This is a genomic window from Paenibacillus sp. N3/727 (assembly GCF_022637315.1).
Lineage (GTDB): Bacteria > Bacillota > Bacilli > Paenibacillales > Paenibacillaceae > Paenibacillus_AQ > Paenibacillus_AQ uliginis.
Genome location: NZ_CP093336.1, coordinates 3,644,620 through 3,657,641, shown reverse-complemented (window position 1 = coordinate 3,657,641; position 13,022 = coordinate 3,644,620). Strand labels below are relative to the sequence as shown.

Here is a 13,022-nt window from a genome sequence, read left to right as displayed (position 1 = left end):
GGGATCAGTGCTTTGATGATGAATATGTTCCAGACAATAGTTATCGGTTAATAATTAACTGAATAGCACATGAGCTAAGTAGGCATCTCACACTCAGTATAGAGAGGTGAATTTTGTCTTACCAATGTTCATGCATGTCTGATTGAACCATATTGATCATCACTGCTTCGTATAGATTGCTATTAGTAGACGTCGGTCTATTTATAGTTGTCTTTTACAAAAAGCCGTGAATGAACTATGTTCATTCACGGCTTTTTTTGTGCTGAGATCTCGAGATAAGTGATGAGGATTTAGAGGAGGAATTTAATTGTTAAACGTATTTGATGTTTCTGACGCGTTAGTGAATCATATCAGGACCCATTGTTCAGATGACATTGCTATAATTGCTTACTATGGTTCGTATGCTCAAGGAACAGCAACAAAACGGTCGGATTTAGACTTTTTCTTCATTCCAGCAACGTCTGATGGTTACCGTGCGAGCATTCAGTTTATTGTGAATGATATAAGCTTTGACTTTTGGCCTATTAGTTGGGAACGGGCTGAAAAAATGGCTCTAATGGAGGACTCAAAAACTACGATTATTGCGGACAGTTGTATACTGTACGTTCGATCAGATGAAGACCATACTCGTTTTATGAAGCTGCGAGAGAAGATCAACGATATGCAAGATCCAAAGAATGGACAGCATCTCACAGAGAGAGCTGAAGCGCTGTTGCACGATGTCTATGTACACTTATATAAAATGAGACGGAATGAGGAGTCTGATAGTCTGACCTTATTCCGTATAGAAGCGTACGAGGTTTTAACGAAAGTACTTGAATGTCTTGCACTATTAAACCAGACTTTTTATACAAAGGGCTGGGGCAAAAACATGGATCAGATTATGCGACTTCCATTGAAACCAGCTCGTTTAGAAATGTTGATTGACGCAATCATGACAGCTAAGGTTGCTTCAAAAGTTCGACAAGCTTGTGAAGAGCTAGTATCGGATACTCTTGAATTGGTTTTGAATAAAAAGGAAATATACACCACTTCTCCTTCTTATCCGGACAGAATGTTGGGATATTACGAAGAGGTAAAAGGGGTGCTAGATAAGGTTGTAACAGCATGTGAAAAGAACGATTATTCAACAGCCTTTTACGGGGCTATTGGTGTACAGGATCAAATTGCCCACTTCCTTTATTTCGCTGAAAAGGGGCATTGGCCAAGCACATTAGATCACACTATGGTTTATCTGGATTTATATAAGGAGCTTGGGTTTCCCAACCTAATCAATCTTCTTAATCCTGATGACTTAACACCACTTCAAACAGCAATAGAAAATTTAGACGATCTTTTAGAAAGCCATCTCACAAACCATGAAGTCAAAGTAAACCGATTTGCATCTCTTGAAGAATTCAAAGCTTTTCTGAGAAATAAAACAGACCAACTGATCTAAGGAGTAATATATCGCTGGCCTACTAGTAATCTTCGTAGTGCCTACTTTCAGCAAACCATAACTTCTAAATAAATTCGAAATTGTTAATTATATACATGTAACTACTTAAGTCGTGACCTTAAGCTTTGGTTCTTGAGGGCTTCCGAGTCTGGAATAAATGTGAACATTTCGAAGAGTAAGGAGAATCTCATTAGCTGTGAAACCATATCTAACACTAAAAGAAAAGGGAGCAGTCTTAATGATAAAAAAATTCTGTTTACTTCTCTTATTGTTTTCTACTATGTTGGTCAGCTGTTCTAATCAAAAAGAAGAGATTTCTGAACATCAAACTCCAAGTGGTCCCTCTATCGCTTTAAAGATAGCTGTATTAGGAACTAATCAAATTCCAGCAATTGATAATGTGAATTACGTGAATATAAAGCTTCAAGATTTAGTTGAAGACGAAAATCAACATTTCGATGGATTAATAATCTCTAAAGAATATCTTGAAGAAGTAGCAAAAAAAGAGTATAAAGATTTTTTTAAAAATATAAAATATCCTGTATTCTTCCTGGGAACAGAAAACATATTAGCAGCTGTGTTTCATGAAGAGAATCTTACATTAGAGCATATAAACCTAGATGGCCGAGGACCTTATGCATCTGGATTTGTCAGTACTGAAGATGGGTACAATGAGTGGGGTTTACATTTGCCTAATAATCCAACTCACAATGATAAGAATATAAATATGATCGTGCGAATCTGCAATATCATACAACAATATAAAGAGGGTATAAATAGAAAACAATATTTTTGTGTATATTTTCCATGACCGAAGAATAGGGCAAGCCCAAGAACAACTAGAGTTTGTACACAAGGAAGAGGTTTATGACATAGAGGTCGATACATTTATAGATGGCTTAGAAAACTGTATAGAAAAGATCGTTCAGAAGGTACAAGAAGATCATTAGTGTGATTATGATCAACTTCAACTTTCTAGAAAATATTGGCAGGTGTCGACATGAGTGATAGGTCATGGAAGATTTTTATAACCTTTGTTGCTTTGATTGTTCTGAGTGCTCTCGTGTTTTCAGCGATCCAATCCAGGACATCATTTAAGGCGCTAGTCCTCGATCAGATGGGTGAATCGCAAGAAATTCGTTCGATCCATTTGATGAAAGAATTCCACGAACCCGACGATCTAGGAATCAAAATTACGGACAGAAAGACAATAAACATGATCATGAATGTTTTTGCTGATATCAAATTAAGGGTCAGCGATAGCGATCCTCCAATAGGAGAAGCCAGTTATCGGATGTATATTCATCCCAAAAACGGCCCTACGTTTTCAGTGTTGTTCAACGATCAGAACCTCATGAGAATACACAATAGTATCAGTATGCATAAGAAATACTCCTGGACTTACGAGGTCGTAAATGATTTCGATCTTGCAATTATTCAAGACATATATAAATAATAAGCAGTATAGCTGTAACATGCTGGAACTTTGGTGTACTTGCATCTGATAGAAGCCTAATATTATCATCGAATCGAGACCGCATTTATAGTCGGCATATATGTGGTCTGGAGCTATTATTATAAAATTAAAAAAATAATGTTTACCCCTGAAATGGTTTATTATATGATAATCGTATCAAATGCGATGAAGAGACGAGTAAATAAATGAATTCTTTCACAGAGAGCTCCGGCAGTTGAAAAGGAGTAAAGGGTTCCTTATTGAATAAAGCCTCAGAGCAGCACATCGGAACTTTATTAGAAAGGGATGGTGTGACAGGAGCTCCTGTTACAGAGCTAGAGTATATGCATTCACTGTAATGCTGTACTTGATGAGGCTAATATGGCGACATATTGGCAAATCTGGGGTGGTACCACGAGTATACTAATCTCGTCCCTAAGACTACGGTCTTGGGGGTGGGATTTTTTTATTGTTTGGTAAGGAGATCGCAGTACACATGTAAGAAACGTACACCAATTCAGACTATTTGAATAATTATCTAGAAGAAGCTCATTGCATAGCCTTGTCTGTACTGCGGATGATGGTTGATGCACGGAAGCATAATGTCATCACGAAAGGATTTGAGTAACTAATGTCAGAAAAACTTAAAGTTGGTATTGTCGGTGGAACAGGTATGGTTGGTCAGCGCCTTGTTCAATTGCTGGATGAACATCTCTGGTTTAAAGTAACGGTCATTGCAGCAAGTAGCAGTTCGGCAGGCAAAACATATGAAGAATCCGTGCAAAGCAGATGGAAGCTGTCTAGCCCAATTCCTGAAAAAGTGAAAAATATCGTCGTTCAGGATGCTTCGAAAGTAGCGGAGGTTGCCGCTCAGGTCGACTTTATTTTTTGCGCTGTTGATATGAAAAAGAATGAAATTCAAGCATTAGAAGAGGCTTACGCAAAAACGGGTACACCCGTTATTTCCAATAATTCAGCTCATCGCTGGACACCTGACGTTCCGATGGTCATTCCGGAAATTAATCCAGGGCATATTGAAGTGATTGCTGCACAGAGAAAGCGGCTGGGAACTTCGACTGGGTTTATTGCTGTTAAACCCAACTGTTCCATTCAGAGCTATGTACCGGCACTTCATGCATTACTCGATTACAGACCAACAAATGTGGTTGCATCGACGTATCAGGCGATATCTGGAGCCGGCAAAAACTTTACGGATTGGCCAGATATGTTAGATAATGTAATCCCGTTTATTGGTGGTGAGGAAGAGAAAAGTGAGCAGGAGCCGCTGCGCATATGGGGCAGCGTTGTAGATGGCGAAATTATAAAAGCAAATTCACCTTTAATTACTACGCAGTGTATTCGCGTTCCCGTAACGGATGGACATTTAGCTACTGTATTTGTATCGTTCGAGAACAAACCTTCGAAAGAAGAAATTATGGATCGCTGGCTGCAATTCAAAGGACGACCGCAGGAGCTTGATCTGCCAAGTGCACCAAAGCAGTTCATAACGTATTTTGAAGAAGAGAACAGACCACAGACGAAACTGGATCGTGACATTGAGCACGGTATGGGAGTCTCGGTGGGAAGATTGCGCGAGGATTCGATATATGATTATAAATTTGTAGGACTATCGCATAATACTTTACGTGGCGCAGCAGGCGGTGCCGTCCTAATTGCTGAATTGCTTAAAGCTGAAGGGTATATTCAATCCAAATAATAAATACGCAAGTTTGTCTGAAGGCGACTGCTCGAAGCTGTCGCCTTTTTTGGCATTTTTTCATTCTCTCCATCACGATATGAATATCGCTCCATTTAGCTGAAAAACCCAGCTTTGTATGTTCATAACATTGACTCTATTCATACTTATCGTTAATATTACCTCTGTACTTCAATGCCGAAAAGCAAAAAAGCTTAAAAGCAAAAGAGTGCAGGGGTATGAATCTTATTCAGCCATAACAATGTATAAGGAGTCCTATCATCATGGATCGACAGCTGAGTTTCTCAAAAAGCATTATTCTCATCGTTTTTATTCTGGCACTTCTGTTTGTATCAATCTTTCTTTTAAAAGCAGAACCGCATCTCCCGCTTCTCGCAACAACGGTTGGCACAGCCACCTTATTGCGCTTATTCGGCTTTTCTTGGAAGAAGCTCGAATCCGCTATCATTCAAGGCATTCAAACGGCCATTATGCCGATTCTCATCCTTTCGCTCATTGGTATTCTGATCGCCGTATGGATGATGAGCGGTACGGTCCCGACGATTTTATACTATGGTATGGATTATATTAAACCGCATTATTTTGCAGTGAGCGCGTTATATATCACCATCGTCGTCTCGATGTTCACCGGAAGCTCGTTCACGACAGTCAGCACGGTTGGCGTCGCCTTCATGGGGATTGCGTTAACGACGGGTATTTCTCCAACCCTTGCTGCTGGAGCGATCATCTGTGGGGCTTGTTTTGGTGATAAAATGTCGCCATTATCGGATACGACGAATTTTGCTCCCGCGGTGGCTGGCGTATCCATATTCACACATATTCGCAACATGGTACACACAACGCTGCCTGCTCTTGTCGTAACAACTGTCTTTTTCCTGCTCGCGCCAAAGACCAATACCATCGATTTATCATCGATAGAACAAATCAAGCTTGCATTGCATGACGGATTCCATATTCACTGGTTAACGTTGGTATCGCCGATCGCAGTTATTGCTTGCTCTTTTAAGCGGATTTCGATCCTCCCGACGCTAGTCGTCGGTATTGTCACCGGACTTCTAGTAACCGCCTTGATTCAGCAGCAGACGGCAATCGATTTCTGGTTCAGTGTAATGCAGAGCGGCTACAAAAGCACGATCACCAACGAAACGGTCGCTTCCATCGTCAACCGCGGCGGTTTGCAATCTATGATGTGGTCCGTATCTCTGATCTTAATTGCTTTATCATTAGGAGGATTGTTACAGCATTGCGGCGTCATCGAAGCATTCTTCCGTAAAGTTATTCAACCATTGAAGCGTAACAGCAGCATTGTCCTCATGACAGGTGCATCATCTATTGCGGTAAACGGCATGACCGGCGAGCAATATCTCTCTATCCTTTTGCCCGGTCAAATGTTCAAGGATGAATATACCCGCAGAAATATTCCAGCGAAGACGCTATCTCGTACGCTCGAAGATTGCGGGACGCTCGTTAACCCATTGATTCCATGGGGCGTCAGCGGTGCTTTCTTTGCAGCTACACTTGGTGTTCCGGTTATCGAATATATACCCTATGCAACCTTTTTATGGTTAAGCCCGCTATTCACGTTTGCCTATGCCTTAATACCAAAATTGCAGAGGAACTCACTTGGTAAGGATAAAGTGATTTCAGGATAATTACTGCAGCATCGGTCTTGCCTCCAAATATCTAGGAGACAAGACCTTTTTATTGTTGGCCGCTACTATAACGACACCATTTGAGCATCATGATAGTTTCTCATCCAAACAAATCTCTGATGAAAAACCATCAGCTAGGATTCACAAAATAGGAATTTCATCGCAACGTACCAAATATCCTTAAACTTTGTCTGATGTAGTGTTGACAATCACAATGGGGAGTATTACACTACACCCTGATTCTTTATACTAGAATGAAAACAAAAGATTTCATGTTAATGAGGGATAAACATTATTTTTAAATGGAACGAATTTGGGGTTGATTTGTAGCTTGTAACAGCAATCGTTGATGGGGGCAGGGAATATGTTTCGAGAATTAACGCCAACAGAGTTGAAAGTAATCTTGAGTTCGATAAATAGGGAACAGCATTTTCTGTACTATTCATACCTTACATTCCGTAAGCAAAATACGGTGCATTACGGACAGTATACAGACCAGGGCGAGTTGCTAGGAGTAATGGCTTTTTTAATGGGGCTTCCCTTTTATGCTTTTTCTGTCTTTCCCGTCCAAAAGTCATTTTGTCTCCGGTCAATGCTATCATTCATGAAAGAACAACTTCATTTACCTAACGATGCCATCGGTAACTTTATTGTTAATGAAGAAGAAATGGCAGTTCTCGCTTCTCAGCTTGAGCTTCTCAAGTCTCCGAAAAAACTACTTCTAATGAAGCATATCCATCAGGAAGCGTTGCCACCAGTCGATAAATGCGTTTTACACTTGGGACCGCCTTATTTTGACCTTATTGAGTCGAAAATGGCCGAACTACATACAATGGCTTTTACAAGAGAAGAACTACGTCACCCGTTCTATGGTGTAATTGAACAACGGGAGCTGGTTGCGGTAGGAGGATACCACGTTTATAGTGAGGATTACGTTGAACTGGGGAATATCGGAACTGACGTCGCATGGAGAAGACAAGGCTACGGAAAAAAGGTCTGCGCAGAGCTAACTCGCACGGGGAGATTGGTTACACCAAACGTATACCTGAATGTCCTAGAGGAGAATGTAGGCGCAATTCGTCTATATCAGTCGATTGGTTATGAACTCGTTTGTAAACAGTATATGGTTGAATTTGTTGTTGGTAGTTAACAAAAAATCCTTAGGGTATGAAGAACGTTATGCGTAAGTACTGCAAGACATTTTTCTAAAGAGATAAATATTATCTTCTAAAACGATTTTGACTTGGGGGCTGAACATGGAGTTATTTGTAGTTGGTGATGTGCACGGTTGCTTTCATACTTTTAATAAATTGATTGATGAACATTGGAATAGTGATAAGCAAGTGTTAGTGCAACTGGGAGATTTATTGGATCGGGGAAACTTCTCTTAGACAATGCGGGCAAGAGACAATAAAGCAATTTGAAAGAAAATCATTAGATTTGATTAATTATATTTCTTGGATGGAATCACTGCCACTATATTTTGAAACGGATAATGTACCAACGGTATCAAAAGATGTAACAGCATGAAAGGACAAAAATAACCATACATCTTCTCGATGAGATCGGAAATTTCTGATGATAAAATAAAATGCAGATAAAAATACACTACGCAAAAGTAAATGGACTATTTGCGTAGTGTCTCAGACACAATAAACATCAGTTATGAGAGTATTTTGTTCCTTTTATTAGAATGCTTTTACGAAAACATCATATCTGGTATATTGCCCATTTGCATACACATCGATTACAGCTTGTCCAGGTTTTAATCCTTTGACTGAACTTGGTAGTTGCACAGTGATTGCTCCCATTGCATTATTTACTACAAAGACAGTACCTTGAAAATGATGACTTTCTCCGGGACGAAGGATCAAACTTAGGTTTGCGTAAGGAGAGACAGAATCTGTATTGGCAGGAGAAGCACTCACACCCACACTTCCAAATAGCATAGATACTCCTACTAGGGCGCTTATAGCTACGGATTTGATATTCATAGTTTATTTCCTCCTTAAAATTGGTATAAACTAACAATAACATATTGTAGATTCCATATCCTGGGTATTTTGTCTCGTTTTACCCTTGAATTAATTGTTGATATCTGGGGTAATATGTCTGAAAAGAAAATTGGTTTAAAATAGTGAAGGATTATATCAAGAAGTACATGCAGAAGTTGTATTCATAAAAGAAAGATTTCATGAAAAAACCAGGGGTATTCACCCCTGGTAAAAAGTTTACACAAAATTATTGACAGACCTTATTAAAAACAGCGAACTATTCCGTAGAATAATTCGCTGCTAGGATGATTAATATTCTGCACCGTGATTAAACATTTTAATAATAGGTTCATTGTAAGAAGTTTCTGCTTCTATTGGATTACTGTTCACTACTCCCAACAAAATAACTGCTAAAATTAAAGCTTTCTTCATTTTCCATCTCTCCCTTAAATATTTTATTGAGTATGTTTGAATACTCGGTTAATTGAGGGACTGATGCGTAAGTTTTAAGTATCTCAAATAATGCAATAGACTTTTTAAAATACTTATCGTTATTTAGTTTATCAGAAGCTACCAAACTATGTATAGTGTAATCTAGTGCATCAGAATATTTTTTATTTAAATAATTGTATAGAGCCAACATATATTGAAGGGATAAGTACTTAGAAGCAATAACTTGTTCTTTGTAAAAACTATAGTCGCGAACATGGCGCATTAATAATGAGAGTTCATTATCGATATTAAAGTGATGTACAATTGCTGACTCAAGAATCGTAATAAGTCCCGATAAAACCTGATCAGAGTTGTTTTCAAGATAATCAATGTATTCTGACATTTTGTATTTGTTTCCAGTTAGTATTTCTAATGTTAATGAGTTTGCTTTTGAGAAAAAATGAAAGTCTTCGATAACTATCTTTGCAGACTCTGTTGAATCATCAAGCCAACTCAAGTCAGCATAATACGAGACACATTCGATTGATTTTGAATATTGCTTTAATTTTTGATGTGCCAACCCTTTCATTAGATAACTATAACCAAAGTAATATGAAATATGTCTATTCAATCTTTTGTTAGTATTTATCAATTGCGATTGTTCAAGTCGGATATCTTTCACTGAATCTAGCAGTGTGGTAGACAATGATATTACCCTCTCCCAATTTTCGAAAGAGTACGCCATCTTAATCATACTGACAAGACTGTCTATCTCTATAGGTTCAATTGAAATATCACTTTCCGGCAAAGGTAAATCCTCCTTTACATTACAATTATTTACTTTTATCTATTATAATCGAATAATTTACACATGGTCAATAAGACTTTGAAAATTATGGTGAATTTTTTAGAGAAGGTTGGATTCGGGAATCTAATTCCTGAAGAAGTGATTCTTGATGAATTGAAATTAAGAAAAGAAGAAGTCCTGAAGCAGCGGGCCTTCAGGACTTGTTCTAAGATTCCCCAATAGTTACTGATCATCAATAAACAACTATTGGGAGTGGGTTCTTAATGAATTAAGTATATCTCTAAAGCTGGAGTCTATGTGGGTGAGCCCGTCGTGCACCGTCTTGGTGAACTGTTCCTGACTTAAACTATCTTTACCTTCCAGGTGAGTCTTAATCACTTTAACCAAGCCAGCTTTATAAACAGCAATATCCTTAAGGGCCTGATTACTTTCTTTTTTTATGTTCTTTTTGCTAGCTGAACATTCTTTCTTAGCTTTACTCAGTAGCTTTTTGTCCTGGTCTTTATCTGCTTTTGCTTTGGCTAAAACGTCCTTGCTTGGTTTACTTTTCACAACGGTCTTATATCTAGCCATGGAAGCTTTAGACTTGGAAGTAAGCGTTTGGACGTCTGGACATACTACTTTATTCATTTTCTTTTGTGCCGCCCGAACTTCTTTGACACTGTCTTTATAAGACTCGAAATATAATTTCTCTACGTATGACGTAGATACTGACGCTGCAAATGCTTGGGAGGGCAGTAATATTACTAGCATTAGAAGTATTGCAATAGTCTTTTTCATGTTGTATCTCCTTGTTTGTAGATGTGCTTTTATCATAAGGTAGATTATGGGATAAAACAATACTTGTTACGCATAAATGAAAAAATGACTAGACACCCTTCATAGGAGAAGCGGCTCTTGATGTTTTAAGACAACTTACCTATCGTAAAAAGCGTAAGATAAAATAATTCTTTAAACAAACAATTAAAAAGTCTAGCGGTAAGTGATGTAGAGTACCTAAAAGAATTCTGAAAACTCTGTAGAAAACCAAGCATCCCAACCACTGTACACCTGAAGAGTTTCGCCAAGCCGGTACTTCCTTTGCAACTTCAAGGGATTTTTTTTATACGAATTAGTTCATTTACTATTGCTTTTTTTTTAGGAGATGCTCATTTAAAAACAACCATTAAGGAGCGGTTTGGTCGCATGGCGAAAGAACCATTGATTCACCTATTTGATTGGTCGCCGCATGTGCACGTAGATCCTTTCCATACGCACGACCATTTGGAAATCGGCTATTGCTTGTCGGGGAGCGGAACGTTTTATTTCGGAGATAAAACGTTTCCCGTTCAACCGGGCGACGTATTTGTCGTCAATCATTTGGAACGGCATGCCGCCGCATCGCATGCGGACAACCCTAGTCGGTATTTGTTCTTATATTTTGATCCGACCCTTATCGAACAAGCGGACCAGGAGCTGCTGCTTCCGTTTGTCTATTTGCCGACGAAATTCCAGAACCGAATTTCTGGCGGACTTACGGCAGCCCGGCAAATCGGAAATCTGTTCCTTGAGCTTGCAGATGAACATGAGAGTAAACTGCGAGGCTATCGGGGGATGATGCGGGGTAAAATTTTGCAAATATGCGCCCTGTTGCTCCGCCATTATGTCGAAGAAACCCCGTCCGCCGACTGGAATCGCACGTTGACGTCGTATTACCGGATCAAGCCTGCGCTCGACTATCTAAACGAGCGTTTTCGGGGACCGTTATCGCTAGAAGATGTCGCCGAAAGGTTGGCATTGAGTCCATCCCGGGCGAGACATCTGTTTCATGAGAAGCTCGGCATCGGGTTTAAGCAATATGTGCTCCAACTGCGAGTGAATGAAGCAAAAAAGCTGCTAGCGAGCTCCGATCTGCCGATTGCGGACGTGATGTTCGCAGCGGGCTTTCAAAGTCCCGGGCCGTTTTACCGCGCGTTTAAGCAGATCGTTGGCGCTGCTCCGCTCGATTATCGTGAGCAGGCCGCAAAGTTAGCCCTTTTTGAGAAAATATCGGGTGAAAATAAGACGACGCGAGAAGCTCTCCCTCGTTAGAATGAAGAAGTAAACCATTCATTCAGTTATGATGATGAAGATCGGGGGATAAGCTCATGTCAAGTTGGGGATGGCAAGTGCTACAAAATTTGGTGCAAGTGGAAATCAAGCAGCGTACAGAAGAGGGCTGCGAGGTCGAAGGGTTTCAACAGAAGTTGGAAGACGCGAGACAGGATGCTGGCAAGCTGACGGCTGTTTACGAAGAGTTGGCAGCGCTTCCTATTGCGGCTAACTTCCCGTATTATGAACCGAACGGGTTGGAGGAGATTCGTGCGGTGAGACCGGACGGTCCTCGCAATATGAATGTGGACTGGACAGAGGAGCAGTGGCGGAACAAGTTTCATGGTGCATGGCTCGGCAGAAGCGTCGGTTGCGCACTCGGCAAACCTCTGGAAAGCTGGTCGTTCATGAACGGTACAAACGAAAATCCGGGCTGGAAAAACGTCCAGCTGTGGTTTGAAGGAGCGGACGCTTGGCCAATTAAGAACTATACGCCAGGACAATCCCGGGCACAGGAACAACATGGAATCGAATTGGCTGATTATGCACGGCAAAGCGAGATAGAGCGAATTCAGTATATGGAAACCGATGACGATATTCGATATACCGTTCTGGGCCTTCTGATGCTGGAGGAGAAGGGGCTGGCTTGGGACTCGTGGGACACTGGATTGATGTGGTTCAAGCATTTGCCGTTCGGCAAAGTATTTACCGCGGAGGCGCAATCGTATGCGAATTTTACGGCGCTGGCGAACCAGTGCGGCTGGAACCGCGGCGAGGATTCCGAAGCACAGAAGGATTGGGTGCGAACTCATTTGAACCCATACCGCGAATGGATTGGAGCGCAAATTCGTGTTGACGGATTGGCCTATGGAGCGGCAGGAAGGCCTGAGCTCGCAGCAGAGTTAGCTTGGCGCGACGCTTCGTTCTCGCATGTGAAGAACGGTATTTATGGCGCCATGTTCGTATCGGCCATGATTGCTGCGGCGTTTGCAGAAAATGATCCGGAGCGTATTGTCGAGATCGGTTTAAGCGAAATTCCGCGTCATTGCCGGTTATCTAGCGATATTCGATTAGCCGTCAGAATCGCGAATGAAGCGACGAGCCAGCTGGAGCTTGTTGACCGGATTTGGGAATCGTTCAAGCACTACCATCCGGTGCACACGAATAACAACGCCGCGTTGTGCGCGGCCGCGCTCGTATTCGCTCGAGGCGATTTCGAGACGGCGATCACGACCTCCGTACTCGGCGGCTGGGATACGGATTGCAACGGGGCAACCGTCGGTTCGATCATGGGCGCCATCGATGGGGCGAAGCAGCTGCCGGAAAACTGGACTTCCAAATTAAGTGACACGATGTATTCGGAAATTAACGGCTTTCATCCGATCGCTATATCCGAGTGCGCGCGGCGAAGCTATGAGGTGTACCGCAAACTACACGGCTAATTCGAACAAAATC

Annotated in this window: 13 protein-coding genes and 1 other annotated feature; of the genes, 10 read left to right on the top strand and 3 right to left on the bottom strand. The window is 40.9% G+C overall.

The genetic code is table 11. From position 1 onward, the window contains the following. Positions 1-307: 307 nt before the first annotated feature. From MNQ98_RS16680 to MNQ98_RS16650, 8 genes are all read left to right on the top strand, one after another. Positions 308-1,438 (top strand): kanamycin nucleotidyltransferase C-terminal domain-containing protein, encoded by a 1,131-nt coding sequence (locus tag MNQ98_RS16680; RefSeq protein WP_241929270.1) that lies wholly within the window; start codon positions 308-310, stop codon positions 1,436-1,438. Between the two features lie 196 nt (positions 1,439-1,634). Further along, complete coding sequence (locus tag MNQ98_RS16675; RefSeq protein ID WP_241929269.1) at positions 1,635-2,249, top strand: hypothetical protein; 615 nt, start codon at positions 1,635-1,637, stop codon at positions 2,247-2,249. Beyond that, positions 2,233-2,388, top strand: coding sequence for a phosphotransferase-like protein (locus MNQ98_RS29915; RefSeq protein ID WP_481856646.1), 156 nt, complete (start codon positions 2,233-2,235; stop codon positions 2,386-2,388). Before MNQ98_RS16675 ends, MNQ98_RS29915 begins: the two co-directional genes overlap by 17 nt. Positions 2,389-2,438: 50 nt before the next feature. Continuing rightward, positions 2,439-2,894, top strand: a complete 456-nt coding sequence (locus MNQ98_RS16670) for a hypothetical protein (protein WP_241929268.1) — start codon at positions 2,439-2,441, stop codon at positions 2,892-2,894. A gap of 177 nt (positions 2,895-3,071) precedes the next feature. Further along, positions 3,072-3,334 (top strand) — a binding site (T-box leader). A gap of 191 nt (positions 3,335-3,525) precedes the next feature. Beyond that, positions 3,526-4,611, top strand: a complete 1,086-nt coding sequence (gene asd / locus MNQ98_RS16665) for an aspartate-semialdehyde dehydrogenase (protein WP_241929267.1) — start codon at positions 3,526-3,528, stop codon at positions 4,609-4,611. A gap of 263 nt (positions 4,612-4,874) precedes the next feature. Further along, complete coding sequence (gene nhaC, locus MNQ98_RS16660) at positions 4,875-6,263, top strand: Na+/H+ antiporter NhaC (protein WP_241929266.1); 1,389 nt, start codon at positions 4,875-4,877, stop codon at positions 6,261-6,263. A 364-nt stretch (positions 6,264-6,627) separates the two neighbouring features. After that, positions 6,628-7,413, top strand: a complete 786-nt coding sequence (locus tag MNQ98_RS16655; RefSeq protein WP_241929265.1) for a GNAT family N-acetyltransferase — start codon at positions 6,628-6,630, stop codon at positions 7,411-7,413. A 106-nt stretch (positions 7,414-7,519) separates the two neighbouring features. Then, the gene (locus tag MNQ98_RS16650) at positions 7,520-7,654 is read left to right on the top strand and encodes a metallophosphoesterase (RefSeq protein ID WP_241929264.1); all 135 of its coding nucleotides are present in this window, start codon (positions 7,520-7,522) and stop codon (positions 7,652-7,654) included. A gap of 297 nt (positions 7,655-7,951) precedes the next feature. Here MNQ98_RS16650 and MNQ98_RS16645 read toward each other — a convergent pair whose 3' ends face one another. From MNQ98_RS16645 to MNQ98_RS16635, 3 genes are all read right to left on the bottom strand, one after another. Next, positions 7,952-8,257, bottom strand: a complete 306-nt coding sequence (locus MNQ98_RS16645; RefSeq protein WP_241929263.1) for a hypothetical protein — start codon at positions 8,255-8,257, stop codon at positions 7,952-7,954. A 379-nt stretch (positions 8,258-8,636) separates the two neighbouring features. Next, positions 8,637-9,497: a hypothetical protein gene (locus MNQ98_RS16640; protein WP_241929262.1), complete on the bottom strand. Its 861-nt coding sequence runs from the start codon at positions 9,495-9,497 to the stop codon at positions 8,637-8,639. A gap of 243 nt (positions 9,498-9,740) precedes the next feature. Next, positions 9,741-10,277 carry a hypothetical protein gene (locus tag MNQ98_RS16635; RefSeq protein ID WP_241929261.1) on the bottom strand — a complete coding sequence of 179 codons (537 nt, stop codon included), beginning with the start codon at positions 10,275-10,277 and terminating at the stop codon, positions 9,741-9,743. Positions 10,278-10,682: 405 nt separating this feature from the next. On the opposite strand from MNQ98_RS16635, the gene MNQ98_RS16630 reads away from it, so the two are divergent. Next, positions 10,683-11,567: an AraC family transcriptional regulator gene (locus tag MNQ98_RS16630; protein WP_241929260.1), complete on the top strand. Its 885-nt coding sequence runs from the start codon at positions 10,683-10,685 to the stop codon at positions 11,565-11,567. A 56-nt stretch (positions 11,568-11,623) separates the two neighbouring features. Beyond that, positions 11,624-13,009 (top strand): ADP-ribosylglycohydrolase family protein, encoded by a 1,386-nt coding sequence (locus MNQ98_RS16625; protein ID WP_241929259.1) that lies wholly within the window; start codon positions 11,624-11,626, stop codon positions 13,007-13,009. Positions 13,010-13,022: the final 13 nt, after the last annotated feature.